Origin of the sequence: Paenibacillus praedii (assembly GCF_049725345.1) — a bacterium.
In the GTDB taxonomy this organism is placed as follows: Bacteria; Bacillota; Bacilli; order Paenibacillales; family Paenibacillaceae; genus Pristimantibacillus.
In genome coordinates, this window is record NZ_JBMWAM010000006.1 from 1 (window position 1) to 25,377 (window position 25,377).

Sequence of the window (25,377 nt, forward strand, 5' to 3'; positions counted from 1 at the left end):
TTTTTCATCAATCCGTTAGGATTCATGAGGCAGTTTTACTCGTTGTTCAGTTTTCAAAGAGCAATCTTTTCTTTCTCGCCGTCCGCGCGTTTCTCTCGGCCGGAATTAGAATATACCATGTACAGGCCTAGAAGGTCAAGCGTTTTTTAAAACTTTTTTTCTGCATCATGTTTCTACATATAATTGATTTCATGCTATACTGCTACAAATATACTTGCTGGAGGTGCAATATAATGAAAACATACGTCATACTCTCGTTCAATGAGGATGGAATGGAAAATGTATATGTAGGGACTGACGAGGAAAAAGCTTTATCCTTGAAATCTGCCGATTTCGAAAACTGCGATGCTCTCTTCGTAGAAATTTGGGAGGACGGCGAGAAAGTAGATGATTTTCGTCTAGAGGAATTCCGCGAAGATGAGAATTCGGAATCATAGTAGACGAAGGATATCTATTAAACACCTACTATATAGTTGTAACTTGTATAGTTAGTGCCGTTTCCTGCTACATACAAATAAATGAAGCCTGCAGTCTCCTCCTTGGAGGGTGTAGGCTTCATTCTTTTCTAAATCACAGATAAAACGTTACTTCCCTTGTCGTATACTTATGAATCGGTGATTTGCTTGTCCCAGACGGCAAAGCCCCACCAGTCTTGCAAGAACAGAGCTACAAGCTATCTTTTAATACATTTCGCTTTAAACTTGCTCGCTTACCTCTTCTCTGCTAGGCTTGTTCAACGTTTTTTTCTTCAATAATAACCATATGGAGCTCGCGATATATATGGTTGAGTACATCCCGAAGATCAAGCCTAACGACATCGCAAGCGAGAACAGCTTGATGGACTCACTTCCGACAAATAGGAGAATCAGCGATGCGGATAATACCATAAGACCGGTATTAATCGAGCGCGTCAATGTTTGCGATATGCTGACATTCACCAGGTGGGCCAGCTCCTCAAACGTTTTGAGCTTTGAAAATCGCAGATTTTCACGAATACGGTCAAATATGACAATCGTATCGTTAATGGAATAACCAATAATCGTCAAGATCGCCGCAAGAAACGGCAGATTGACCTCCAGCCTGAAAATCGCGAACAAGCTGACCACCATCAATACGTCATGTAAAAGAGCAATAACACCGGCCAAGGCGAATCGCCACTCGAACCGGAAGCTGACGAACACGATGATCCCGATGCTTGCGATGATAATAGCGAAGATCGCCTTAATGCCTAGCTCCTGCGCGATACCAGGGTCAACGGTATTCTCCTCACCTGATACCTGGTCACCATATTTATTTTTAAACTGCTGCAGTATCCGGTTCACGTCCCCATCATCAGAGCTGAGAATCGATTCGAAGCGAGCGGATACACGGTCGCTCTTATCGCCGCCAACAGTAAGTGACGACGGTGTAAATCCGGCACTCGTGATCAACTCCTCAGCCTCAGCATGCGTAATCGATTGTCCGACTGCGATGTCTAAGCTTGTACCTGCTTTAAAATCTACGCCATAGTTGAGATTAAAAATAAGGAGCATCAGAATCCCAAGGACAGTAACGGCCGCGGAGACGGCAAAAAACTTATTGCGATGCTTCACAAAATCATAAACCTTGTAATAGGAAGCTGCTTTCTCTTTTCCATCCGCCAACGAATGAATATCCGCTTTTTTCACGTTAAAATATTCAGGCTTCGTCATGATGTTGCTGCGGACCAGCATAGATAACAGGAACCTGGAAAAGAATACATTCGTAAACATGCTCAGCAGGTTACTCAGGATCAGCGTAAGAGCAAAGCCTTGAATGGCGCCAGTACCTACAAAATACAATACCGATGCAGCTACGATAACTGTAATATTGGCATCCATAATGGTGCTAAGCGAGTTTTTGGAGCCCGCTTTGACCGCGGAGAGCAGACTTTTTCCAGTTCGCATCTCCTCCCGAATTCGCTCCGCTGTAATAATATTGGCATCGACCGCCATCCCGACGCCGAGCACGAATGCCGCAATTCCCGGCAGCGTAAGCGTCGCCTGCATCCAGTACATAAGGAGCAGCAAGCCCCAATTATAAACGACTAACGTGATGCATGCGATCAGACCAGGTATCCGATAGACAATAAGCATGAACAGAAGGATAAGCACCGAAGCGATGATGCCGGCGAGAATCGTCTGCTCAAGAGATTGCTGTCCAAGCGAAGCGCCTACGGATTGCGTATATATCTCTTTCAGATTTAACGGCAGCGCGCCTAAATTAATGACATCGGCCAGCTCAAGAGCTTCCTCTCGCGTATAATTGCCGGAAATTTCAGCTTTACCGTTCGTCAGAACCGAGCGTACGACCGGGGCCGACAGCTCCTCGTCATCCAGATAGATGGCTAGCGGCTTCCCGAGCAGCTTTTGGGATACGTCCCGCAGCTTCTGAGGATCCTTAACCTCAATAAGGATGATCGGGTTATTCATCTGATCGTTAGCGACCTGTGCCGCACCCTCTACGAAATCGCTGCCGATCATCTCCTTCGTGCCATCCGGCCCACGAAATGTTAATTCGGCAGGCTTCTTCATAATATCTCGAACGCTTTGCTCGTCCGTGATGCCTGCAATACGTGCTCTTATGCGATTCTCACCCTCAGGCGTCACTTCCGGCTCAGCTACGCCGTAAGCATTGGCACGCTTTTCCAAGCTTTTGGCAGTTTCCCGGAGCGCCTCTTTGGTCACAACGCCTCCCTCATTGACGGGAGTAGCTTCATACAAAATCTCGAAACCGCCTTTTAAATCAAGGCCCAGCTTAATGCCGTCAACGATTGTTGGCGAAGTGGTAATCACAAGCGTAAACGAAATAATGATGCTTAACAGAAAACCTAATAATCGTTTCATATTCATTTTTTAATAAAACCCCTTCTCGATTCATTTCCAGTAAAGCTGGTTGAAATAAATAGAGGAGCGCGCCACGAACTCCGATGTGAACTTGATCGGGTCCAGCTTAAGGTGAAGCAGACGAACAGCGATCGAATTGTCGAATTCAGAAGGGACGGTATATAGTCTTTCTGATAATAGACGGAATATTTGTTGGAGTGAGGCAACATCATTCGCAGAGAAAGGATTAGAGCCCCCTGATTGTCTCGTGCTGTTAAGGAAGCTGGATTCGTCATTTCGGGTAAAGGAGGGGTAATTGGCATCAGCGCTGGCATTTTGACTGGTGAAACCAGGTGTTAACACGGCAAATGTAACAAACGCAACCGTAAATAAAATAAACCCATGATAGTATGACAGCCTTGTACGCATCGATCCCGCTCCTCTCCTTGACAAATCCTGTTCACCTAGTTTAACGCAAATTAGGAAATGAAGCACTATCCGTTTATTAACAGAGTCATCGAAAAGCTTTAAAAAGGCTTTATAGGCTTAGGATAAAACCTTGTTATTTTATGTATAAGCACAATTGCCGATGCGCTGACAACCGCATTCTGGAGTGTCGATAATGCCGGCGTGAAGCAAGGCGACACCGTCATCGTTATCGGCTGCGGCCCGGTTGGTCTGCTGGCGCAGAAGTTTGCGTGGTTCAAAGGCGCAAAGCGTGTGACCGCGGTCGCCTACCTCGATTACCGTCTGCAGCATGCGAAACGGACAAACCATGTGGAGATCGTCAACCCGTTGTCAAAAGAAAACATTGGAAATGAGCTGAAGGAAATGACCAAAGGAGGTGCGGACGTCGTAATTGACTGCTCAGGAATGAGCGGCAAAATGTCTCCGCTGGAATCCTTGGCTTCCAGTCTTAAGCTCCATGGCGGTGCTATGGGCGGTCTCGTTATCGCATCGCAGGCTGTACGCAAAGGCGGAACGATTCAAATAACAGGTGTATACGGCGGACGATACAATGGCTTCCCGCTCGGCGATATTTTTCAGCGTAATGTCAACATCCGCACAGGTCAAGCGCCGGTCATCCACTACATGCCGTATATGTACGAACTGATCGATACAGGCAAGGTCGACCCAGGCGACGTTGTTACTCACGTGATCCCGCTCAGCGATGCAAAGCACGGATATGAAATTTTCGATACGAGACAAGATAACTGCATCAAGGTAGTGCTCAAGCCATGATTTGACGATAGAGGGATTGGAGGTACAGTTATTATGGAATATGCTCTGCACGAAACGCTTGAGGTTCACGAATTAGCGGCATTCAAAACGGTAGGTTTGACCAAGTCAAAAACGATGCAAGGGTTAGTCTCAGACCCGGCTCTAAAGGCCATTATGCAGCAAGACATTGACATCTCGACTCGCCAGCTGCAGGAGATGAGTGCAATTCTAGCTAAAGCAATTCAACAGGAGATGAAGGCATGAACACCATTCTTGAGCATTTGACAGGCCTGAATACAATGACCGATCAAGTCATTGCAACAGATTTTCTAATCGCCGCGAAGAGCGGCGTGCGGAATTATGCCATGGCGGTAACGGAGTCCGGCACTCCGGAAATCAAAGCGACGCTAACAGCACAACTAGAGGAAGCAATCGACATGCATGAGCAAATCATGCTGTACATGATCGATCGCGGCTGGTACCACCCTTGGAACGTGAATGAGCAAATCCAGTTAGACCTTCAGAATATCCAGACCGCATTAAATACACCAACCTTATAGTACGGAGAAAGCTTCGCATAAAGCGTTGCCTGATTAGCCCCGTAAGGGTGCTTTTTTTCGCGCTGACGGGCAAAAAGCCGATCCCCACGCATCCATATGCGGGGATCGGCTTCGGCTTTATTTGACATTAGGCTTTACTTACCCCTTCACCGAGCCTGCCGTCAGCCCGCGAATAAAGCTCTTCGAGCCAATGGCGAACAGGATGAGCACCGGGACCGTGCCCAGCGTGAGGCCTAATATTTGTGCTGCCAGATCGGTGCGGTAGGCATCTCCGAGCGCTGTGATGCCAAGCGGTATCGTGTACAGCTCGGGTTTATTGATTATAATAAGCGGAAGCAGGTAATTATTCCATGACCAGAGGAACACCAGAAGCGACAGCGTTGTAATCGCAGGATAAATAAACGCGATCACGATCCGAAAAAACACCCCGATGTCCGAGCAGCCGTCGATCCGCGCGCTTTCCAGCACCTCTGTCGGAACCGCGCTTTTAATAAATTGTGTCATCCAATAAACACCGAACGCATTGGCCACCCAAGGCAGAATGAGAGGCAGCAGCGTGCCTGATAAACTAAGATAACGCATCTCAATAACGTAAGCAACAAGACCAAGCTGACCGGGAATCATCATCGTAAGCAGTACAGCCGCAAATATTTTGCCCTTATACTTAAACTCATGCTTGGCAAAAGCAAAGCCTGCGAATGCACTGACCAGCACCGACAGTACTGTGCTAGCCACGGATACGATCAAGCTGTTCCAGTAAACGAGATCGAACCGGCTGGCCGCTACCGTTTTGAAATTTTCAAGCAGGTACGTACCCGGAACAAGCACGATTTTCGTAAAAAGATCCTCGTTCTGATACGTTCCCATAATCGTCATGATATAGAAGGGCAGCAGCGCGAAGAGGGATAGAAGCGCAATCACGGATGTCGCAATTGTCGTTCGAAGCGTATGGCTCATTCCTGATCCCCCCTGTAAAATCTAGCGCCAATGAAGGAGAACAACGCGATAATGACACATAAGCCATAGGCGATCGCGGCCCCAAGTCCATAACGAGTCGTACTGCCGTATGCGGTGTCGTACATATTCCATACCGTCGTTAAGCAGCATCGGTCAGGTCCTCCAATAACGGCTGTGCTCGATCCCATGCCGGAGCCGCCGAGCAGCAGCATTGGTTCCTCAAGTAATTGAAAGCCGCCAATAATACCGGTAATGACGATAAAGATGGTGACAGGCTTAAGAAGCGGCAGCGTAATCGATATGAATGTCCGGTACCCTGAGGCTCCATCCACCTGCGCAGCTTCATACAAATCCTTCGGAATGTTGGCCAAGCCAGCCAAATAGAAGATCATCGTGTAGCCGAAGCCCTTCCAGAACAGCATGACAATAATGACCATTCGAGCATACATCGGATCGCCCAGCCAGTAGATGCCCTCGTCCACCAATCCGAAATGAAGCAATATTTTATTAATAAATCCCGCTTGCCAGTCGAACAGTAGGTTGAACATCAGCCCCACCGCGACGGGTGTTACGATATACGGCATGAAATTAACCAGTTGGAAGAAGCCCTTCCACTTCACCCAGCGGCTGTAGAGCAGCGAGGCGATGAGAAGTCCGAAAATAATTTGCAGCGGCAGCGTAAACGCGACAAACAGCAGTGTATTACCGACCGATTTGAAGAAATACGAATCAGGACTGAATAGAAACCTGTAGTTTTCCAGCCCGACGAACGTTTTCTCTCCGATCCCGTTCCAGCTCGTCAGGCTGACGTATAACGAGAACACCATCGGAATAAGGCCGAAGGCCAAATAAAACAGCATATATGGCGAGAGAAAAAAGTAAGGTACCCATCTTCTTTTTACGGCATCCATCGCTAGTCAATCACTCCCATACGATGTTAGGTGCTTTCGCTTTCAGTTCTTTTTGAATTCTGTCCAGCGCCTGCTCCACGCCAAACGCCGCATCCTTAGCAAGCGTCTGGAGCACAATGTTCATCACCTCGTCCAGCACCAAATCGTTGATATTCTCCGGCATATCCTTGGTCGTTGCCGAAATGTCGACGAAGAACTTATGGCCGATATCCTGACTGCCGAAGTTCCGCCATGTCCAGTTCGTGAACGCTTCGTCCTCATAAGCCGCTTTGTAATGTGTGAACACGCCGTCTGCTTTCTGTGCGACTGCGCCCTCCTGTGACAACGAGGTGAATTCGATCCATTTCCACGCAAGCTCTGCGTTTTTGGCGCCTGTCGGAATGCCATGCGAGGAGCCGCCCCGAATGAAGCCGCCGCCCGGAGGCACCATCAGCGCCCAGCGGTCGTCCGTCTTGTCGTTTGGTCCAATCACATACTGCGGCATCCATACGGGTGAGATGGCGAAAATATATTTTTCCCCGCCGAACGTCGCATTCCAAGCCGGCGTCCACTGGTCAAGCTTATCGATTATACCGGCGTCGCGGAATTTCACTAGGTCCGTTACCGTACTCGTTAGCATCTCTGTATTCAGCTTATCGCCGTCAAAATAAGGCTCTGGACGCTGACCCTTGAGCGTCTGGAGCACATCGCCGAGACTCGGAAACATTTGCACCTTGCCTCCGCTTTGCTGCAGAGCCTCTTTCCCTTTCTCAATAAAGACATCCCAATCGGTAAAAATAGCTTCCATCTCCTCCGGATTGTCGGTTCCGAAATATTCCTTGGCAAGCGATTTAATGTAAGCAATCCCCGCTACGCTCATATCGTCTGGTATGGAGATCATATGATCGTCCTTAGAGAAGGTCGCAATGTCATAATCGAACAGAATAGATTTATCCACATTGTACGGAGGCATTTCGAGATTTTCGAGAATGTCCATATCGAAAATTTTTGCTTTTTGCCCGCGCTCGATCCTTACGACGTCCGGCAATTCGCCGCCCGATGCGATGGTCGTTTGCAGCTTTTTGGAAATATCCTCTGCTGCTACATTAACCCGCTTCATTTTTATATTCGGATACTTCTCGTTAAAGGCCGCAAGAGCCGTTGGATGCTCAGGCTCCCATGTCCATAATACGAATTCCCCCTTATAGTCCTCGTTTCCTTTGATTTTCGTTCCTGTGTTATCGCCCTCATTCCCCGTCTCTTCGCTGCTGGATCCATTTCCGTTTCCAGAGTTGCCGCCTCCACAGGCTGCAAGTAAACCAACCAGCATCATAACAGAGACCCACAAACCAATCCGTCTTATCCAAGGTTGCGTAAACATTGTATAACCTCTCCTCTTTTTCACCGGATATTGTGTACGCTTTCAATATACACGTCCGTAAATGTAAGCGTAAACATTGGAATTCAACACTTTCGGTCGAGATTCTACACTTACCTTGCTTCCAGCACCATCTTGTACGTTATAATCAATCATAGAGACGGAATGGCGGAGGTAATTGTCTATGAAGGTCATATTGGTTGATGATGAACGAATTGCCTTAGAGCATATCAGAAGTCTTCTGCCTTGGGAGGAATTGGGCTTTGAGATCGCAGCAACCGCCTCGAACGGCCGCAGTGCACTGCGTCTTTGTGAGGAAATCGGGCCGCAGATCATGATTGTCGATATTCGCATGCCCGTCATGGACGGAATGGAGCTCATACGTGCGGTTGCGGACCGCAAATTGTGCGTTAAGTTTATTGTAATGAGCGCTTATGAGGATTTCCACTATGCAAGGCAGGCCATTTCCTTTGGAAACGTCTCCAGCTATTTGATCAAGCATGAAGTCGACCGGGACAAATTGCTCCAGGAGCTGAGCAAAGCTAAGGAGTCCTGGGAAACTGACGATCGGCAGAGAAGAATGCAGCGCTCCGAACAGCTTATGAAGGCAATTATAGGTACGGAGCTAACAACAACCCTATTCGAACAGAACGAAGCCAAGCCGCCTTACGCGATGCTGCTTATCCAAAGAGACGTACCCTTCACGGCTATTCGTTCTATTCACGGAAGTGCAGAGAGCACTTCGTCGTTTACATGGGATACCGCAGAATTTCACCTGTGCGCGGATAACCCTTCCTGGCAGCTGGTTGGCGAGTTTCCCCTTCATCGCAAGCCATTCGTCGCCTTGTTTTCGCAGAAAAACAAATCCGCAGCCCTGCTGCGCGATTCGTTTCGTGAACTCGCAGCAACCATTCAACAGCATCTGAAGCGGCATTGCGACCATAGCTATTCTTTATTTTTCTCCTTCCAGAACCAAAATTTCACGTCGCTTCAGCATTCCCTGCGGCAAATCGAGGCCGCCGCACGGCATGCTGTTTTTGGAGGGAAAGAGCAGCTGCTGTGCGTGGATGAGCTCTCCTTGCTTGCTCATGACCAAGCTGATCCGATGTGGTTCCCCAGCTTTCACCTTGAGAAACTATTGGAAGGAATGAATCAGAATGAGCCTGAGCAAATTGCAAGCGCTATCCATAAGCTGTTCGAATCCGTCTGCCATCCGCAATGGAATTTGCCGGGCTTGTACGAGCTTGTTCATGCGCTGACCGCACTTGTCAATCAGCGTCTTGCCGTCTCCAAAGGGCTTCTTGAGACCAACCCGCTCGATATGAAGGAGACCGGTCCGATTTTTCACGTAGATCAGATCATGAACCGATTCATCACGATTCTTCAGAGCCTCTGCTCTAAACGAATTAAGCATGACCGGCTGTCCGCAAAAATGCGGAATGCGCTGCGCTATATTCATGAGCACTACCACGAGGACATTAACATCGAAGACGTCTCCCGCTCCACCTGTATTAGCGCCTCCTATCTCCACCAATTGTTCAAGCGTGAGCTTGAGCGGACCTTTCTCGATTATTTGACGGAGCACCGTATTCTTCAGGCCAAGCGCATATTGATCCAGGAGGACGCCAAAATGACTGAGGTCTCCGCGAGAGTCGGCTATCGGTCTCCGCAGCATTTTAGCCAGGTGTTCAAAAAAATGACAGGCATGCTCCCCCATCAATACCGGCATGGAGGCTACCCTTCATGAAGAGCCTTCGTTCTATCATCCTGCAGCGGATCGTCATTGTGGCGATCATCAGCTTCGTGCTGTCTGCAGCCTTTACCTATTATTATTATCAGACCATTCTGGTAAAACAAATGATACACGAGGATGAGACGAAGCTCAGCCAAACGGTCAGACAGTTGGAATACATGTCGGACGATATCGCCAAATTTTCGTTCTCGCTCATTATTTCCGATCAGCTTCAAGCCTTCTACAAAACGTACAACCAACTGGATACCTTCGGTCAATTCGCTATGATCGCAGACACCTTGGACTTTCTGGATGATAATAAAGGGCTCCGCAAGGAAGTAACCAGCTTTGCCCTTCTCCTCCCTGGTGGGCCAGTTTTCTGGAGCGAGGCTCGAAACGACCAGTATTTCAGTAAGCATTTGAAGGAGCCCTGGTATCAGAACCATGCTCGGTCCGGGCAGCAGTATGCCTTTACCGAGCCGCATGACATGATTATCAGCAACAATACCACGGAGAAGGGCAAGACCATCAGCTTTATTGTCACCGTCAAGGATATTGAGCAGCCGGGACGTACGATCGGTGAATTAATTTTGAATCTGGATTACGAAAGCTTTGCATCGCTGCTCGACTTCGGCAGCGAGGACTTCGAGGGCTTCATTTGGTTAAATGAAGCAGGCTATCTGCTCTACGAGAAAGAGAGTTTCGCAGAGGATGCATCGCTCACCCCCGCGCTCCTTGCAGCCGCTGCCGGGCAGCAGCAGGAAGGCACCTCTCACATCCATGGCGGCTATATGCTGATCGACCGGTTTGAGAGCAACAATTGGAAGCTTGTAACTTTTTTATCAGAAGCTTCACTCATCGAAAGGGGCAAAATCGTACTCTATCTGCTTGGCGTTTTTTCTTTGACCAGCACGACACTCATCCTGCTCCTGATGATGCCTGCGATCTTCCGCATCACGAGACCGATCATGCGTCTGTACCATGCAATGAATGCCGTCTCGAGCGGCAATCTGCAAACTTCGGTAAGCATCAAAACCGGAGACGAGCTGGAGAAGCTGGGTCAAGGGTTTAACCGGATGACCCATCAGCTTAAAACTCATTTGGAGGAGTCGATTCAATATGAGAAGGATAAGCGAGAGCTGGAGCTGGAGCTACTGCTTTCCCAATTAAATCCGCATTTCGTTTACAATACATTAAATGCGGTCATCTACATGGCACAGAAACAGGGTAATGATGATATCGTGCGCATGGTCGGCTCCTTTATCCGTATCCTGCAGGACGCAGTGAAGCTGGGCGACTCCCAGTCCCTCAACCCTCTTCGCGAAGAAATCGCCTTGCTGAGAGATTATATCGCTATTCAATCGTATCGGTATATTGATATGTTCGAAGTCGTGTGGGATATCGAGGACGAAGCCTATGATTGCCTGGTTCCGCGGAACTTGATTCAGCCTTTTGTGGAGAATGCAATATTCCATGGGATTGTGCCTAAGGAGGCGAATGGGAAGATTCTGATATCGGCAGCCGTATCGAAAAGCAAGCTAACGATTGAAATTATCGATGATGGCATAGGCATCGAGGAAAAACTGCTTGGGGACATTTGGGATAAGAAAGAAAATAAGAAGAATTCCGGCCTGAGGCACATCGGCATGTCTCATACGCGTAAGAGAGTGGAGCATTTATTCGGCAAGCAGGCCTCCATGCGAATGGACAGCCGCCCCGGTGAAGGGACGGCCGTGATAGTGGAATTGCCTAAGTTGCTTGCCTCAACAGAATAAATGGAGGAGCCGCCATAGGCTATTTCCACACCCGGTTGAGCTTAAGCGCCTCCTGCATATAGCCCCATACCGAAACCGGGCTCATTATGATTTGGTAAAGCAAAACATAAGCGAAAAAGCCGAATACATTTTTGCGGATTCGTAAATCCAACGTTTCGAACACGCGTCTCTGGTATCTATACAAGATGAAATTGACGCCGAAGGTAAGAGGCAGCACGAGCATCGTCGTAATGCCAACAATCCAATAATAGCCGAAGAGAGCTAATATTAAGCCCGGCAGCCACACAAACGTATAGACGAAATCCAGGTAAGGCATAACTAAATTGCAGAAGGTTAAATACTTAGTGTATGGCGAGGGCTGCTGCCACGGCTTAACGACCTTCAAAGCCTCGATCATCCCTCTTGCCCAGCGGCTTCTTTGCCTGAAAAAATGATAAAAGCTTACCGGCACATCCGTAAAGGCTACGGCGAGCGGTTCGAAATAAACCTTCCAACCGTTAGCGAGGAATCGCCAGGTCAATACGATATCCTCTCCAATAGCATCTGGCCAACCGCTGACTAGCTTAACCGCATCCAGCTTGTATAGCGAGAACGCGCCTTGCGCGACCAGCGTCCCTTGGAACAGGCCTTGAAGCCGCTTAATGCTTGCGATGCCGAGAAAATAGTCCCATTCCTGTATTTTCGCCAAAAAATTGTCTCGTCCATTCCGTACAAGTACGGCCCCGGCTACGGCACATACCTCCTTGGGAGCAGTTAATAACCTTGCGACAATATTACTGACTGCCGAGGTATGAAGCAGCGTATCTGCATCTAAAGTAAGGATCAGCTCGGTCTCCACATGAGCGAGCGCAGCGTTTAACGCGTGATTTTTCCCCGGCATAGGCTCATAAAGCACCTTCAAATGAAGCCCGAGCTCATTCCCGGCAGCTTGGGCAGCCGCAGCCGTTCGATCGGTGCTGTTATTGTCAATGACAATAACCGTGATTTCTCCTTCGTAATCCTGAGTAGCGATGTAGCTGATCGTATTGGCTATTCCGGCTTCTTCGTTATAGCAGGCTATCAATATCGTTATTGGCTCTGTCGGTCTGGGCACTTTCAAGGCAGGCTGCTTGTCGAATAAGAGACTCGACACCATGAAGGCATTCATATAACCGGGAATATAGGAAATACCGACAACAATGAAAACCGCTAAAGGGATGGTAATCTGCTGTCCAAGATCATAAATCCATGGAAGTGAAATGAAAATAGAGAAGGACAACCAGCATAGTGCGATGATGTGGCTCAGATAAAACTTGCTTTTAACCGGAATATACCTGCGTCTGCGGGGCTTCTTCCGTTCGGATAAGCGACTAGGAGTGTTTGATGCGGTCTGTTGATTCATGTTGTAATACTCCAATCAGAAAGCAGCTTTCAACGAAAGGAGGAGAGCTTAAGCATAAAATGAAATCCTTTCGAGGTTGCTTGTACGTAGGAGTATACTCTTTATTTGCGGTAGTGCAACATATTAAGTAGCTGTTCCATTAATTACATATTATACATATGTCCCTCATCATCCCGATACAGTCGAATCCCAATTCATTTAAGAGGTGTCCAGATTTCTCTAAAATGATAAGATGATGACCATTGCCTGTTCACGAGTAATCTTGTCATTCGGCCGGAAGGCTCCGTATTCAAACCCGTTGATCATGATCCTCATCGCTTTGGCGATTCTCATTGCGGAAGCTCCTTAATTTCATACAATTTAACCGCCAGCTGAAGCTGCAGCTTTGTCTCAGGGTCATCGAGGCGCAAGCCAAGCTCATTGCGGATTCGTTCCAGCCGGTAATTAACCGTATTATAATGAAGGAACAACCTCTCGGCAGTCTCCTTCGCATTTCCGTTGCATTGAAAATACATCCGCAAGGTATTCAACAGTGAGCCTTGATGCTTTTGATCATAATTAAGAAGCGGCTCCAGATACGTACGTTTGAACTCCTCCAGCTCCTCCGTTCCCTGCAAGCGGTAGAGCAGCAGATATACGCCCAAATCCTTGTAATGGACCATATCGTCGGTAATGCCGCATACCCGGCCTACCTCAGCAGCCCGTTTCGCTTCGCGAAAGCTGGCCGGCACTTCACTTTGGCTCGGCGCCTCCCGGCCTAAGCATAATTGAATGGAGCGATCCGGGAACATCTGATGAAAGCGCGCCAAAGCGCTTCCTGCGATGCCCATATGAAGCATATCAGCATTCTTCCCTTCCTCCGGCTTCCGCAAAGTGATGAGTACGGTCAGCTCTTCTTCAAGGACGGTCCATAGCACAGACTGCTTGCCCGCTGCTGTATCCCAGTTCATCCGCCGTGCCAATTCTTGCAGCTCGGTTACCCCAGGGCGCGCGCCACGGAAGGAAGCCATTCCCGCCACATAAGTTGATTCATCATCAATCGGGCTGCCGCACGCCTCTGCGCGCATGCGCAGATCAACAGGCGAGATGATCCGCCCTGCCATCCAATCCTGTATAAACTGATCGATGTATTTTGCTTCGATCTTCTTTCTTGTTTGCGCATTGCTAATCTCAAAGCCGACCAATTCACTGGCCCAGTTCATCGTTAACGTATCCACGATGCTATATTCATTCTCCGCCTCCAGCATGACGAGCAGAAACGGCGGAACCTGGTTATCTTGAACAACCGACACATAGGAACGGACATACTTGTCCGCAATCTGTATAAACCCGGTTTCCAGCATGCGGTCTTCACGCAGCTTCTCCCACGCCGCCTCTTTAATTTGTCTGCATAGTCGCTCTGCGGCGGGAGATGCCGTCCAACTGTTGTTGGAATCCAGGATCAGGACAGGATTTCGTACGAGCAGCTCCAAATGATGCAGAAATGCAGAAAGCCCATCCCCGTGCAGAAGCACTTGGGACAGACGTTGAACCCGGCTTTGAAGAGTTGATAAATGGCGGGATTCGGCAATGAGCACCCGTTCCATCACCTCGCGCACCACATCGGAGAAGGCCATGTCCTGCGGGAGCTCAATCAGGGGCAAGCCATGCAGATTCGCCGCTTCCACGGCAGCCTCAGGAATATGCTCAATAAACCGTTTGGTCTTAATACCGAGTGCGACTACGCCCTTCTCTGCGAGCTGCGCAATGAGCGTCATTAACACTTCAGGCTCGTTGCGGAATGCGTAGCCCGTCGTCATCAAAAACTCGCCGGGCCTCACCCAATCAATGACGTCCGGAACCTCCATCACATTGATTTTGCTAATAATCTGATCCAATCCCTTTTCACCGCCAAGAATAACCGCCGTTTTGAAATGGGGTATTGTAAGAAGATCCTTAACCGCTAATCCAAGCCCCTCTTCCATCCTCCACTCTCCTTTCCCCAAGAATCACGTTCCAGCCTGCTATTGGCCTATCTATTCATGCCTCTTACCCAATAGCTCAATGAAAGCAGTTGAAGCTGCTACCCAGCCGAATATTCCACCCTGCTGCCACACCATTCGAATCGCTGATTGATGATCCTCCGGATCGAATGCCGCAGAGGCATCCTCCAGAACCAGACATTCATAGCCCCGGTCATTCGCCTCCCGTAAGGTGGTGTGTACACAAACATGGGTAGTTACACCGCATAAGATAACTGATTCAATCTTTTTTTCTTCCAGCCAGTTCTGCAGATCCGTCTTATAAAATGCTCCCTTGCCAGGCTTATCCAATATCCATTCGCCTTCGATCGGTTTCAGCTCGGGCACAATATCATGCCCCCGCTCGCCACGAATCAGAATCCGTCCCATCGGACCCTCATCTCCGATACCCGCTCCCTGTCTTCGGCTGCGGGCAAGCTTGGAAGGCGGACAATCCGAAAGATCGGGCAGGTGCCCTTCCCTTGTATGTATAATCATTAAACCTGCGGCGCGGGCCGCTGCCAGCACATCCGCTATAACAGGAATAACCGACCGGGCAGGCGCGATGTCATTGCCCAGACGTTCGCCGAAGCCGCCAGGCGCGCAGAAATCGTTTTGCATATCAATGACAAGCAAGGCTGTCCGTTCAGGACAAAATGTATACTCATACGGCAGCGCGCCGGACAATGTCATGCATTGATTCATTATTTTACTCCCCTTTTCGCTTGTTGTCATGTTTCTAAAATCGTTTGCTGATACCCGGTCTGCAATTGCAAACGAAGCAGCGTGCTAATCAGCTTGTCCGAGGTCGAGACTGCCCCAAATACACCTCCCTGCATCGTCACCATCTTCAATGCGGCAGCATGATTGCTTATATCTGTAGCGCCGGTACAATCCTCCAGAATCAAGCATTCATACCCGCGGTCATTCGCTTCCCGCATCGTGGTCTGGACGCCGACATCGGTCGTCATGCCTGTCAGGATGAGATGTGTAATTTGACGGCTCTTCAATATAAAATCAAGGTCTGTTGCATAAAAGCTGCCCTTGCCAGGCTTATCCACAACGATTTCGCCCGGCAGCGGCGAGAGCTCAGGAACAATCTGCCATCCCGGCTCTCCCCTCACCAGGATACGTCCCGCCTTCCCCGCGGTCCCTATCTCCGCGCCGATCCGTCCGCTCCGCCAGCGCTTGTTGGCCGGCAGATCAGAGAGGTCCGGGCGGTGTCCCTCTCTTGTATAAATGATCGTAAAACCCGGAGTTGCGCGCACGACATCAAGCAGCTGCCTCGTCGGCTCGATTGCACGGGCGGTCGAAAACAAATCGTACCCCATCCGGTCCACGTAGCCGCTTTTACCACAAAAATCAATCTGCATGTCGATCACGAGCACGGCTGTCTTCTCTGGGACAAGCTCTCCATCATAAGGCCACGTGTAAGGGACTGCTTGAACAGATCGTTTATGGTTCTGATGCTTCAGATAATTGAACTCCAATACAGCTTCCCTCCTTAACAGCCTGATGTCTGTGAGCTAGCCGCGTTTATATTCACGCTCCGGCTTCGGAAAGCCTTCAGACGTACCGTCCTTCACGACAACCTCATCCTCCCATGGAAGCTTATAGGATTCATTAACCATGTCCTTCATATAGGTATAAGGACAATCGGTCGCCCCTCCATTAACGGCAACATAGCCGCGATGGCCAAGCTGGTAGATGTTATTCTCAACTCCCCACTGCTGCCTTGCTTCGCGAACCAGGTCCGGACGCACCTCTCCGGCGACAATCTCATCGGCCCGGCCGCCTCCGGTTACTAGCGGCACACCGTCAAAATTGACAATCATCGCTTCTCCCATCGAGTCGAAGGTTCCATCGCTGCCACTCATGCAGACGGAGACGGTATACATCAAATTACAGAAGGCATTCGCCTGGTTCGTAATGCTCCACGCATGACGAATCGGAGCCGTATAGCCTGCCGTTCGAATCATAATATCCGCCCCGAGATACGCGCATTCTCTCGCCATCTCCGGGAACATCCCGTCATGGCATATAATAAGAGCGAGCTTGCTCCCGTTCGGACCGTCGCAGACCGGAATGCCCAGGTCGCCCGGCTCCCAGGGCTCAATTGGTACCCAAGGATGCAACTTCCGGTAATTCAATCGGATCTCGCCTTGGTCATCAATGATGAGTCCGGTATTATAGGGATTACCGTTCGGGTTAGCTTCCATAATCGAAAAGCATCCCCATATCCGGTTGTCTATGCAAGCCTTCCGGAAAGCCTCCACCTCCGGTCCATCGACCCGGCACATAAGTGCCGGATCTGTATTCATCGATAAACCGTGCAAAGAATATTCCGGAAATACAATAAGGTCCATTCCAGCCAGGCCACGTCTGGCTTTGGCTGTCATCTCCACGATTCGGGCCGTCTGATCCGCAAGCTGCTGCGGCGTTTCCACCACCGGCAGCTTAAGCTGCGCAAGACCGATTACGACGCCGTGTTTCGATTTATTTAATCCTCCCAATCCGCTCATACGGACCCGCCTCCTGTTATTTTGGAATATTGCCGATAACGCCCTTCACTAGAAAATCTGCGGCTTCCAGCTCATCCATCGTTGGTACCGCGCCTTCTTCAATTCGAACGGCGCCCGCTTGGTCAAAAACAGGTCCAACAAACGGCTGCAGCGTTCCATCAAGCAGCTTAGCCCGTGTTTCCTGTACATATTGCTTCACGTCATCCGGCACTTCCGAGCCCATTTCCGTCAATTGCACTACATCGTCACTCATTCTTCCGCGATACTTGCCATCATAGATGCTTCCTTTGAATTTACCGTCAACCGCCGTTTGAACCATATCCACATACAGATTAGACCAGTTCCATACCGAGCCTGTAATCCAGCCCTTTGGTGCCAGCGTCGAAGCATCCGCATGGTAGCCTACCGACATCGCACCCCGGCGCTCAGCCGTCTCGATCACCGTCTTCGTACAATCCTGATGCTGGCTAAGCACATCCACGCCGCTGTCGATTAGGGAATTGGCCGCATTCGCCTGCTGACCCGGATCACACCAGCTTCCCGTGAAAACAACAGAAGTTGTTGCATCCGGATTCACTGATTGGGCGCCCAGCTGAAAGGCATTCACGTTAAGCAAAACCTGTGGAATAGGCACCGATACGATATAACCCAGCTTGCCTGTTTCAGACAGTTTGCCTGCAGCTACGCCAGCCAAATAAACCGGCTCCCAGATCGTTCCGAAATACGTTCCCAGATTGTCCGCTGTCTTCAATCCGCCCTGGTGGAAGAAGGCAACATCCGGATGGCGTTTGGCCACATTCAGCGCCGGGTCAAGATGACCGTAAGAGGTTGGGAAAATAATCTTTGCTCCGTCTTTGATCATTTGCTCCATGACCCGTTCAGCCTCCGCCGTCTCAGGAACATTCTCGGCACGCAGAACCTTTAGATCCGGAAAAGCCTCTTCTACACCCGCACTTCCCAGGTAGGCCGCTTGATTGTAGCCATAGTCGTCCTTTGCGCCTACGAAGATGAAGCCTACTGCTGTTCCATCAGTACCTGGAACAGCCGCGCTTTCCGTATTGCCCGATCCTGCATTCGAAGTAGGAGCTTGCTCGGCTCCAGGCTGACTGCAGCCGGTAATCAGCAGAATAAATGCCATTGCGAGTATTGCATACATTTTTGTTTTTTTCTTCATTGGGTTTCCCTCCACTTTTTATCTGTTTTATATGATACAGCCGAATGCTGCCGGGAACCCGGCGATCCGGCAGGTCATCCGCTTGAGGTGCCGGTGAATACCTTGCCAAGCGCCTCCGGCGTCTGGCTTCTTTTCTTCCGTTCAACTACATACAGTGCAGCCAAAGTCAAGAGATAAGGCGCCATGAAGAGGAAGAATGGCGAAATCGGGAGCCCTGCCTGTTGAACCGTAAGCTGAAGCGCTTGAGCAGCTCCGAACAGATAAGCGCCGAGCATGGCGCGAAACGGCAGCCAAGAGGCGAAGATAACGAGAGCCACCGCTACAACCCCGCGGCCCTGCACCATATTCTCCACCCAGCTGTGCGTGAAAGCGACAGACAGCTGCACCCCGCCTACACCAGCTAAAAATCCGCCGGCCAGCACCGCCGCATAGCGGACCAGCTTCGGGTTAATACCATTGGCGAACAAGACCTCCTCCCGCTCTCCTGTCGCCCGTAGAATGACGCCAAGCCGCGTCCGGAACAGGAGAAACCACAGCAGAGGTACAAGCAGAAACGATAAATAGGTTAGCGGATCATGATTGAACAGCACCTGCCCGATAAAAGGAATATCCGATAAAAAAGGAATCGCGACTGGATTAAAGCCAACGATCTGTTCACTTACAAAGCCGCGTCCAAAAAATGAGGTAATCCCCATTCCGAAAAACATAATCGTCAGCCCTGTCGCAAGCTGATTGGCATGACAAGTCAATACAAGAAAGGCGTGAATGGCCGATATGAGCAGTCCGCATATCCCGCCGGCCAGCGTGCCCAGCCAAGGGTTGCCCGTCCACACCGTGACGGCAAATCCCCCAAGCGCACCGCACAGCATCGAGCCTTCCGTACCCAGGTTAATGACTCCCGCCCGCTCGGCTATCAATTCGCCTTGGCTCGCCAGCATAACTGACGTTCCCGAGCGTATCGCACCGGTTAATATGTCTGCTATCATTTCTTCAACCTCCTTCCGATGCCTAACAAGAAGAATAAGACGAGTCCCATAAGAATGTGAACCGATGATGACGGCAGGCCTGATGAAATCTCAAGAGAATTACCGGCTACCGTGATCATCCCCAGGATAAAAGCGGTAATCGTCAACCGCAGCGGGCTGTTCCAAGCCATCCAGGCCGCCAGAAAGCCAAGATATCCATAATTTACGCCGGTTGCAGGTCTCAGCCGCCCTTCGATGCCTGCAATCTCAATCATTCCGGCCGTACCGGCAAGCGCGCCCGCTGCCAGCAGTACGCCGAACTGCATCCATTTCACCTTGAAGCCTGCGCGCTCAGCAGCCAGATGGTTGCTGCCGAGAACGCGGATCCGGAAGCCCAGCCGCGTCCGTTTCAGCACAAACCACACAACCAGTACAAGCGCGATTGCTATCGCAATACCAAAATGAAGTCTGGTGCCGTTAATAATAGGAAGCCGCAGCGCCGAGGAAATTTCCGGAGAAAACGGCCAATTGAACGAGTCAGGATCCTTCAGCAGTCCATGAACGAAGAAGCCGACCGTAAAGGCTGCAACATAATTCAGCAGCAGACTGGAGATGGTTTCATTCAAGTTGCCCTTCACCTTCAGCACAGCGGTAATGGATGCCCATACCGCGCCGCCCAATGCGCCTGCAAGCAGCATAAGCGGAATCCCGATCCACGCTGGCATGCTGTTCAGGTAAAATACAGCAAACCAGGTTGCGAAGAGCGCGCCAATCGCGAGCTGCCCTTCTCCTCCCACATTGATCATGCCGGCTCTCGCCGGGAGAGCCGCTGCCAAGCCGGTTAATATAATCGGCGTCGCCTTGATCAGCACCTCGCCGAAGCCATATAAATCTCCAAACGTCGAGCTGAGCATCGAACCATACAGCACGATTGGATTCACATCATAGAGGAGCAGAAATAATCCGAATAGAATAAAAGGGGCCGCCGCAACGGCAATTTGCAGTCCGATCGGCTTCAGCCGTTTTCGAAAGGACAAGTCTCCATTAAGCGATGATGCTGGCACAGCTTGCTGCTTCATGCGGATTCTCCTTTCAGCATTCGGTAGCCAATTTCTGTCGGATTTGTCTCAGACGGAATATACGGACCGAATAATTGTTTTCCCGAGAGCACAACCAGCCGGTCTGAAAGCTTGAACAGCTCATCCAGATCCTCGGAGAACAGCAGAATCGCCGTTCCCTGCTCAGCCAGCGTAATCAGCTGCTGCTGAATCGTATGTGTCGTTCCGATATCCAGCCCCCGGCTTGGATAGCTGATAATTAAAATACCGGGCTTTCTGATCAGCGCCCTGGAGAGCACCATTCGCTGGACATTCCCGCCGGAGAGCTCATCCGCTCTGCGGCCGGCATCCGCCAGCGCCAGCGCGCGGGCATCCTCGCTGCCGTCAAGCAGACTGCGCACCCTTTTCCAATCCATGCCCATTCCCTTGGCCTGCACCGGAATGCCGTCCAGCACCATATGCTCAAGAATGGTAAAGCCCGGTATGACCGATTCTTTTAACGGATCCTCGGAAACGAAGGTAACGCCCGCTTTCATGAATGAGCTTGGACCGCCTTTGAGCTCCTGCCCGCCAATCGTGAGCGAGCCAGCCGACAGCTGCCTTAGGCCGAACAGCACCTCAGCCAGCTCACGCTGGCCGCTCCCCGAAATGCCGGCAACTCCCGTTATTTCGCCAGCCCTTAAGGTCAAATTCAGCTGCTGCAGCACCGTTTCTCCGTGACTGCCCAGTATCGTCCCTTGCGATACCTGCATAACTGGATCGGCAGGCTTTTCCGAAGCGGCGCTATGCTTCACGACGGTATGGAGCGTCTTTACTCCCATCATCGCTTTGATTAATGTATCCCCGTCCAGCCCTTCGCTGCGGCTCGCCTGATACGTGATTTGTCCGCTTCGCAGAACGGTAACCTGATCGGCGCACGCAAGCACCTCGTTAATCTTGTGTGTAATGAGCAGAATGCCGTAATTGTCCTTGCGGAGCAGATCCAGCATCGTAAGGAATGCTTCCACCTCTTGGGGAACTAAAACGCTCGTCGGCTCATCGAATATAATAATGCGCGTTCCAGGAACGAGCAGCACTTTGACAATCTCCAGCCGCTGCCGCTGCCCGAGATCGAGCTGCCACACTTCCGCATCCGGATTGACGGCCAAGCCGTATTTTTCAGAAATGTGCACGATACGCTCGCGCAGCTGCTTTCTTTTCAGACGCCAGCCTCCTTCCGAGACGGCAAGCGCAATATTATCCAGCACAGACAATGCGGGTACAAGCCGGAAATCCTGAAATACCATGCCGATCCCTTTCGCCCTCGCCTTGATCGGCGGATGCAGCGTCACTGCCGATCCGTCCATGATAACCTCTCCCTCATCCGGCTCATACACGCCGTAGAGCATCTTCATCAGCGTGCTTTTCCCTGCTCCGTTCTCGCCAAGAATCGCATGAATGGACCCTTTTCCCACTTCCAGGTTGATGTCCTTATTGGCGACCAGAGAGCCAAAGCGCTTCGTTAACCCCTTGGCTTGTAGAAGAGAGGAGGAGGAGCCTTGCTGCCGTTTGTTCTCCATCATTCACCCGTCCCTTTTGTGTTAGTTTATATAACATAATTCTTTATCGTCATATGTCTTGAGTTGATTATATTACGTTATAGGAAGTTTATCTTTGTAATTCAACTCTATATTTTTGTATTTAGTTTTGTCATATTTAAATAAACATTACATATAAATAACATACAGAGACACGTATTCGTTCTCTCATTCAGGAGGTGAGTGAGCCATATCAAAAAAAAGATGACCCATTGAGGTCACCTCTTTGCCAAATATCTTTCATATTTTTTTAGTACCTGTACATTCAATACGAAATTGATTTTATTTTTGCACCAGTGATGGGCAGCGTTGGTGACAATAAGTTCGGTTCCACCGAGCATTTTACAAAACAACAAGCATTCATTACAATGAAGAGATTGACTCATGCAAAGTAACTTTGGAATAATATAAGCAGAAGGGTTCGAGAATCTTTTAAAAATTCTCGAACCCTTCTGCTTATTCATTGCTTTTTCCTTTCAACACACAGCACTCCACATGTATCGGTTGCGGGAAATCACTCTCGTATAATTCTCAAAGCGTCATAGCATACCCATGCCTTGCCAAGAACTCTTCCTTTTCTTTATAATCCGGCATAATGCTTCCTACACGCCGCCAAAATGATCGATCATGATTCATATGAGTGAGATGACATAATTCATGGATGATTACATAATCGATAACTTCAATTGGAGCCATGGCTAAGCGATAATTAAAGGTTATTTTTTTATTCGAGCTGCAGCTTCCCCACTTGGTTCTAGACTCTACTATTTCAATGGTTTTTGGTTTTACTTTCAGCTGCGTTTGATATACTTTGATTCTTTCCCCTACAATCTTCTTGCAGCTTGAGAAATAGAACTTCTTCAGATTGCTTTTAAGCTCTTCTTCATTTAGCTCTTTCGTCTCAATTAGCTCGTGAAGAAAATAATATTTCCCAAGATGAAGGAACTTTCCTTCACCTTGATAATTTCTTGTCTTAGGGGTTTCTCGAGCTTCCGCCATCGTATGTAATTTTCCCAATATCCTTTTCCCATGATGTTCCACAGCGCTCATAATCATTTCATCGCTTGTTCCATTAGGAGCTTTAACTGTTATGAGACCCAAAGAATCGATATGAATCGAAATCTTTTTTCTAATTCCATATAAAACATTAAATTCTATCGTATTATTTTCAATATCAATCCTCATAATCACCATCGTTCCTGATAGGTTATTTCTAAATCACCATAGACTTTGATTATTCCACTTTGAACCATTACAATATTCAACTTCTTTGACTCGCGGGGCGGGCTGTTCTGTTATATGTCCTGCATTCTGCATCAACGAATTGTACATTTTAAACCGATTGCTAACGCTCCAAGCGCTCATCACGTACTCCTTTAATATTAGCTTTATAATTTTTAGTTTCAATGGCAAAGATAGTATAGGGTGAAATTACCAGATGGTCAAACTGAGCATAACCTGAACGTGTTTTCCGATGAGGTAACAGAAGATCGTTTATTTTGTTCTGGTATAATTCTACAAAACGGGTAAGGAGACCTGCGCCATCAGCTTATAAACCTCTCCCTTTGACTTGTACCCGGCAGCAATAGCAGCCACCATCCTGTCACCTGCAATAAGCTAAATCACAGTTATGGCAAACTATTCTAGCATGCCCACCAATATTATAGTAAGATAGTCCTAGTCATTTCATCGAGGGGGTAACGCTTTGCAGCTTGGCTTTAAAACGAAACTAATGGCTACTATGGGTATTTTCAGCATATTATTGACATTCAGCGTATCGATGGTAAATCAGAACCGCTTGAAGGAAAATTTAGTAACCGGATACAAAAGAGAGTCTTCCTTGGTTGAAGACATCGTCGTCACCGCTGTCTCGGATGCGGACAAGGCCTTTCATATTTTAGATGAAGATGTGGAAGCGCACATGCGAGCGTATTCAAATAGATTACTGCAAAAATACCGGGATAACCCGGACGTGGCAGCCTGGAACTATCAAGCCCTCAAAAATGAATTTGACGGAATGGACATCTATATTATCGATGACACCCAAACGATCCTTTACAGCAGCTTTGCCCCGGATATCGGGATGAGCTTCCGGGAAGAAGACGGCAGTATGAACACCTTCACACAGCTCTTGGCAGACCGGCTGAATGGAACCGAATTCGCAGCGGACGACCTGGATCAGGATACTAATACTGGTAAAATTAGAAAATACAGCTATGTCCCTACGCATGACCACAAATATTTGATCAAGCTTGGCTTGTATCAAGAAAACAGTCCTATCTTCAAAAACTTTAACTTCCTTGAAATCAGCAGCAGCTTAATCCATAAATACAGCTATATCAATGATATCACGGTGTTCACAACCTCGGGGAGGTCGATTGGCAAGACAGGGAAGGACAGCAAGTCACTGCTGGTCTCCGAGGAAAACAAGCCTTACCTCAACAAAGCGTATATTGATTCCACAGTACAACAAGTACAAAGAACACTGCATGGCAACCTCGTTACTTACCGCTATGTGCCTTACCGCACACACTTTGATGACGATATGGTTAAGTTTACAGATCAACGCATTATTGAAATTATATATAATGAACAGGAATTGCTGGACAAATTGAAGCAAAATAATCAGATTTTCCTGCTTCAGCTGCTGGCGACGATCGTCATTGCGCTCATTATTTCCTACATCATCACCCGTCTCGTTGCAAGACCGATGTATCTGGCATCCCATGATTTGCTTACGGGTCTTTCGAATCGTGCGGCCTTTGAGAATGCGCTTACTTTAAGCATGGAGAAGAATAAGAAAAAAGGAAAAAAAACGGCGCTGCTTCACATCGACCTGGACAACTTTAAAAAGGTCAATGACTCCCTCGGACATGATGCTGGCGATTCCTTCCTTAAAGAAGTAGCCAACAGAATCCGCTCCATCGTACATCTGCAGGGCGATATCACGGCACGCATTGGAGGAGACGAATTTGTCGTCATCCTTAATCAAATTGACGATGAGCATGCCGCTTCGCAAATCGCGCGTAAGATCATTAAAGAGCTGAAGCGTCCTATCGATATCATGGGGACCAATGTCGTCAAAGATTTTCAAACGACAGCTTCAATCGGCATCGCTCTTGCCCTAGAACACGCGCAGAACGCAGAAGAACTATACAAATGCGCCGATCTGGCGCTCTATCACGCGAAACGCGCCGGTAAAAACACCTATAGTGTGTATAACGATACGATGAAATTCAAGTCATCCGTTCGGCGTTGAGACATTAGCTTTTCATCAGAAAAAAAGCATCCGTGACGCTCAAAAGAGAGCCTGAGATGCTTTTTTTCCAATCCTATTATTTATA

23 protein-coding genes and 1 pseudogene are annotated in these 25,377 nt (G+C 49.0%); 7 read left to right on the forward strand and 17 right to left on the reverse strand.

Features of this window, described 5'->3' with window-relative positions; translation table 11 throughout:
• The first annotated feature begins 233 nt into the window (after nucleotides 1-233).
• Nucleotides 234-437 carry a hypothetical protein gene (locus tag ACO9K6_RS07450; protein ID WP_424766922.1) on the forward strand — a complete coding sequence of 68 codons (204 nt, stop codon included), beginning with the start codon at nucleotides 234-236 and terminating at the stop codon, nucleotides 435-437.
• A gap of 258 nt (nucleotides 438-695) precedes the next feature.
• On the opposite strand, the gene secD is transcribed toward ACO9K6_RS07450, so the two are convergent.
• Together secD and ACO9K6_RS07460 are read right to left on the reverse strand one after the other, a co-directional pair.
• Nucleotides 696-2,870, reverse strand: coding sequence for a protein translocase subunit SecD (gene secD, locus ACO9K6_RS07455; RefSeq protein ID WP_424766923.1), 2,175 nt, complete (start codon nucleotides 2,868-2,870; stop codon nucleotides 696-698).
• A gap of 24 nt (nucleotides 2,871-2,894) precedes the next feature.
• Entirely contained in the window at nucleotides 2,895-3,272 is a 378-nt protein-coding gene (locus tag ACO9K6_RS07460; protein ID WP_424766924.1) for a hypothetical protein, read from the reverse strand.
• Nucleotides 3,273-3,416: 144 nt separating this feature from the next.
• On the opposite strand from ACO9K6_RS07460, the pseudogene ACO9K6_RS07465 reads away from it, so the two are divergent.
• The 3 genes and pseudogenes from ACO9K6_RS07465 to ACO9K6_RS07475 all read left to right on the forward strand — a co-directional run.
• Nucleotides 3,417-4,085 (forward strand): annotated as a pseudogene (locus tag ACO9K6_RS07465) (zinc-binding dehydrogenase); the annotation flags it as partial.
• A gap of 33 nt (nucleotides 4,086-4,118) precedes the next feature.
• Nucleotides 4,119-4,328: a hypothetical protein gene (locus ACO9K6_RS07470; RefSeq protein WP_424766925.1), complete on the forward strand. Its 210-nt coding sequence runs from the start codon at nucleotides 4,119-4,121 to the stop codon at nucleotides 4,326-4,328.
• Nucleotides 4,325-4,624, forward strand: a complete 300-nt coding sequence (locus tag ACO9K6_RS07475) for a spore coat protein (RefSeq protein WP_424766926.1) — start codon at nucleotides 4,325-4,327, stop codon at nucleotides 4,622-4,624. The genes ACO9K6_RS07470 and ACO9K6_RS07475 overlap by 4 nt, the downstream gene beginning before the upstream one ends.
• 138 nt (nucleotides 4,625-4,762) lie before the next feature.
• On the opposite strand, the gene ACO9K6_RS07480 is transcribed toward ACO9K6_RS07475, so the two are convergent.
• From ACO9K6_RS07480 to ACO9K6_RS07490, 3 genes are read right to left on the reverse strand one after another with little or no spacing between them, the layout of a single operon-like run.
• Nucleotides 4,763-5,581, reverse strand: coding sequence for a carbohydrate ABC transporter permease (locus tag ACO9K6_RS07480; protein ID WP_424766927.1), 819 nt, complete (start codon nucleotides 5,579-5,581; stop codon nucleotides 4,763-4,765).
• Nucleotides 5,578-6,492: a carbohydrate ABC transporter permease gene (locus tag ACO9K6_RS07485; protein WP_424766928.1), complete on the reverse strand. Its 915-nt coding sequence runs from the start codon at nucleotides 6,490-6,492 to the stop codon at nucleotides 5,578-5,580. Before ACO9K6_RS07485 ends, ACO9K6_RS07480 begins: the two co-directional genes overlap by 4 nt.
• 10 nt (nucleotides 6,493-6,502) lie before the next feature.
• Nucleotides 6,503-7,852, reverse strand: a complete 1,350-nt coding sequence (locus tag ACO9K6_RS07490; RefSeq protein ID WP_424766929.1) for an ABC transporter substrate-binding protein — start codon at nucleotides 7,850-7,852, stop codon at nucleotides 6,503-6,505.
• Nucleotides 7,853-8,033: 181 nt separating this feature from the next.
• Here ACO9K6_RS07490 and ACO9K6_RS07495 point away from each other — a divergent pair, with 181 nt between their 5' ends.
• Together ACO9K6_RS07495 and ACO9K6_RS07500 are read left to right on the forward strand one after the other, a co-directional pair.
• Nucleotides 8,034-9,596, forward strand: coding sequence for a response regulator transcription factor (locus tag ACO9K6_RS07495; RefSeq protein ID WP_424766930.1), 1,563 nt, complete (start codon nucleotides 8,034-8,036; stop codon nucleotides 9,594-9,596).
• Complete coding sequence (locus tag ACO9K6_RS07500) at nucleotides 9,593-11,356, forward strand: cache domain-containing sensor histidine kinase (RefSeq protein ID WP_424766931.1); 1,764 nt, start codon at nucleotides 9,593-9,595, stop codon at nucleotides 11,354-11,356. Before ACO9K6_RS07495 ends, ACO9K6_RS07500 begins: the two co-directional genes overlap by 4 nt.
• Before the next feature lie 19 nt (nucleotides 11,357-11,375).
• Here ACO9K6_RS07500 and ACO9K6_RS07505 read toward each other — a convergent pair whose 3' ends face one another.
• The 12 genes from ACO9K6_RS07505 to ACO9K6_RS07560 form a co-directional block, all read right to left on the reverse strand.
• The gene (locus tag ACO9K6_RS07505) at nucleotides 11,376-12,737 is read right to left on the reverse strand and encodes a glycosyltransferase family 2 protein (RefSeq protein WP_424766932.1); all 1,362 of its coding nucleotides are present in this window, start codon (nucleotides 12,735-12,737) and stop codon (nucleotides 11,376-11,378) included.
• Between the two features lie 219 nt (nucleotides 12,738-12,956).
• Nucleotides 12,957-13,070 carry an S-layer homology domain-containing protein gene (locus ACO9K6_RS07510; RefSeq protein WP_424766933.1) on the reverse strand — a complete coding sequence of 38 codons (114 nt, stop codon included), beginning with the start codon at nucleotides 13,068-13,070 and terminating at the stop codon, nucleotides 12,957-12,959.
• The gene (locus ACO9K6_RS07515) at nucleotides 13,067-14,701 is read right to left on the reverse strand and encodes a PucR family transcriptional regulator (protein ID WP_424766934.1); all 1,635 of its coding nucleotides are present in this window, start codon (nucleotides 14,699-14,701) and stop codon (nucleotides 13,067-13,069) included. Before ACO9K6_RS07515 ends, ACO9K6_RS07510 begins: the two co-directional genes overlap by 4 nt.
• 51 nt (nucleotides 14,702-14,752) lie before the next feature.
• Nucleotides 14,753-15,442: a cysteine hydrolase family protein gene (locus ACO9K6_RS07520; protein WP_424766935.1), complete on the reverse strand. Its 690-nt coding sequence runs from the start codon at nucleotides 15,440-15,442 to the stop codon at nucleotides 14,753-14,755.
• Between the two features lie 26 nt (nucleotides 15,443-15,468).
• Nucleotides 15,469-16,227: a biuret amidohydrolase gene (gene biuH, locus ACO9K6_RS07525; protein ID WP_424766936.1), complete on the reverse strand. Its 759-nt coding sequence runs from the start codon at nucleotides 16,225-16,227 to the stop codon at nucleotides 15,469-15,471.
• Between the two features lie 36 nt (nucleotides 16,228-16,263).
• Complete coding sequence (locus ACO9K6_RS07530; RefSeq protein WP_424766937.1) at nucleotides 16,264-17,259, reverse strand: formamidase; 996 nt, start codon at nucleotides 17,257-17,259, stop codon at nucleotides 16,264-16,266.
• 16 nt (nucleotides 17,260-17,275) lie between these two features.
• Nucleotides 17,276-18,433: a BMP family ABC transporter substrate-binding protein gene (locus tag ACO9K6_RS07535; protein ID WP_424766938.1), complete on the reverse strand. Its 1,158-nt coding sequence runs from the start codon at nucleotides 18,431-18,433 to the stop codon at nucleotides 17,276-17,278.
• A gap of 74 nt (nucleotides 18,434-18,507) precedes the next feature.
• Nucleotides 18,508-19,419 (reverse strand): ABC transporter permease, encoded by a 912-nt coding sequence (locus tag ACO9K6_RS07540; protein ID WP_424766939.1) that lies wholly within the window; start codon nucleotides 19,417-19,419, stop codon nucleotides 18,508-18,510.
• Nucleotides 19,416-20,477: an ABC transporter permease gene (locus tag ACO9K6_RS07545; RefSeq protein ID WP_424766940.1), complete on the reverse strand. Its 1,062-nt coding sequence runs from the start codon at nucleotides 20,475-20,477 to the stop codon at nucleotides 19,416-19,418. The genes ACO9K6_RS07540 and ACO9K6_RS07545 overlap by 4 nt, the downstream gene beginning before the upstream one ends.
• Complete coding sequence (locus ACO9K6_RS07550; RefSeq protein WP_424766941.1) at nucleotides 20,474-22,018, reverse strand: ABC transporter ATP-binding protein; 1,545 nt, start codon at nucleotides 22,016-22,018, stop codon at nucleotides 20,474-20,476. The genes ACO9K6_RS07545 and ACO9K6_RS07550 overlap by 4 nt, the downstream gene beginning before the upstream one ends.
• Before the next feature lie 546 nt (nucleotides 22,019-22,564).
• The gene (locus ACO9K6_RS07555; RefSeq protein WP_424766942.1) at nucleotides 22,565-23,218 is read right to left on the reverse strand and encodes a M48 family metallopeptidase; all 654 of its coding nucleotides are present in this window, start codon (nucleotides 23,216-23,218) and stop codon (nucleotides 22,565-22,567) included.
• 160 nt (nucleotides 23,219-23,378) lie between these two features.
• Nucleotides 23,379-23,531, reverse strand: a complete 153-nt coding sequence (locus tag ACO9K6_RS07560; RefSeq protein WP_424767095.1) for a nuclease-related domain-containing protein — start codon at nucleotides 23,529-23,531, stop codon at nucleotides 23,379-23,381.
• 207 nt (nucleotides 23,532-23,738) lie between these two features.
• Between ACO9K6_RS07560 and ACO9K6_RS07565 the strand changes: the two genes are divergently transcribed.
• Nucleotides 23,739-25,292, forward strand: coding sequence for a diguanylate cyclase domain-containing protein (locus ACO9K6_RS07565; protein WP_424766943.1), 1,554 nt, complete (start codon nucleotides 23,739-23,741; stop codon nucleotides 25,290-25,292).
• The last annotated feature ends 85 nt before the right edge of the window (nucleotides 25,293-25,377 follow it).

What these genes read in the sequence shown, in the direction of transcription:
- ACO9K6_RS07550 (WP_424766941.1), bottom strand. Translation starts at nt 22,018, where the DNA reads ATGATGGAGAACAAACGGCAGCAAGGCTCCTCCTCCTCTCTTCTACAA.
- ACO9K6_RS07470 (WP_424766925.1), top strand. Translation starts at nt 4,119, where the DNA reads ATGGAATATGCTCTGCACGAAACGCTTGAGGTTCACGAATTAGCGGCA.
- ACO9K6_RS07535 (WP_424766938.1), bottom strand. Translation starts at nt 18,433, where the DNA reads ATGAAGAAAAAAACAAAAATGTATGCAATACTCGCAATGGCATTTATT.
- ACO9K6_RS07485 (WP_424766928.1), bottom strand. Translation starts at nt 6,492, where the DNA reads ATGGATGCCGTAAAAAGAAGATGGGTACCTTACTTTTTTCTCTCGCCA.
- ACO9K6_RS07495 (WP_424766930.1), top strand. Translation starts at nt 8,034, where the DNA reads ATGAAGGTCATATTGGTTGATGATGAACGAATTGCCTTAGAGCATATC.
- ACO9K6_RS07515 (WP_424766934.1), bottom strand. Translation starts at nt 14,701, where the DNA reads ATGGAAGAGGGGCTTGGATTAGCGGTTAAGGATCTTCTTACAATACCC.
- ACO9K6_RS07500 (WP_424766931.1), top strand. Translation starts at nt 9,593, where the DNA reads ATGAAGAGCCTTCGTTCTATCATCCTGCAGCGGATCGTCATTGTGGCG.
- ACO9K6_RS07520 (WP_424766935.1), bottom strand. Translation starts at nt 15,442, where the DNA reads ATGAATCAATGCATGACATTGTCCGGCGCGCTGCCGTATGAGTATACA.
- ACO9K6_RS07530 (WP_424766937.1), bottom strand. Translation starts at nt 17,259, where the DNA reads ATGAGCGGATTGGGAGGATTAAATAAATCGAAACACGGCGTCGTAATC.
- ACO9K6_RS07545 (WP_424766940.1), bottom strand. Translation starts at nt 20,477, where the DNA reads ATGAAGCAGCAAGCTGTGCCAGCATCATCGCTTAATGGAGACTTGTCC.
- ACO9K6_RS07540 (WP_424766939.1), bottom strand. Translation starts at nt 19,419, where the DNA reads ATGATAGCAGACATATTAACCGGTGCGATACGCTCGGGAACGTCAGTT.
- ACO9K6_RS07475 (WP_424766926.1), top strand. Translation starts at nt 4,325, where the DNA reads ATGAACACCATTCTTGAGCATTTGACAGGCCTGAATACAATGACCGAT.
- ACO9K6_RS07450 (WP_424766922.1), top strand. Translation starts at nt 234, where the DNA reads ATGAAAACATACGTCATACTCTCGTTCAATGAGGATGGAATGGAAAAT.
- ACO9K6_RS07480 (WP_424766927.1), bottom strand. Translation starts at nt 5,581, where the DNA reads ATGAGCCATACGCTTCGAACGACAATTGCGACATCCGTGATTGCGCTT.
- ACO9K6_RS07490 (WP_424766929.1), bottom strand. Translation starts at nt 7,852, where the DNA reads ATGTTTACGCAACCTTGGATAAGACGGATTGGTTTGTGGGTCTCTGTT.
- secD (WP_424766923.1), bottom strand. Translation starts at nt 2,870, where the DNA reads ATGAATATGAAACGATTATTAGGTTTTCTGTTAAGCATCATTATTTCG.
- ACO9K6_RS07460 (WP_424766924.1), bottom strand. Translation starts at nt 3,272, where the DNA reads ATGCGTACAAGGCTGTCATACTATCATGGGTTTATTTTATTTACGGTT.
- ACO9K6_RS07505 (WP_424766932.1), bottom strand. Translation starts at nt 12,737, where the DNA reads ATGAATCAACAGACCGCATCAAACACTCCTAGTCGCTTATCCGAACGG.
- ACO9K6_RS07555 (WP_424766942.1), bottom strand. Translation starts at nt 23,218, where the DNA reads ATGAGGATTGATATTGAAAATAATACGATAGAATTTAATGTTTTATAT.
- ACO9K6_RS07510 (WP_424766933.1), bottom strand. Translation starts at nt 13,070, where the DNA reads ATGAGAATCGCCAAAGCGATGAGGATCATGATCAACGGGTTTGAATAC.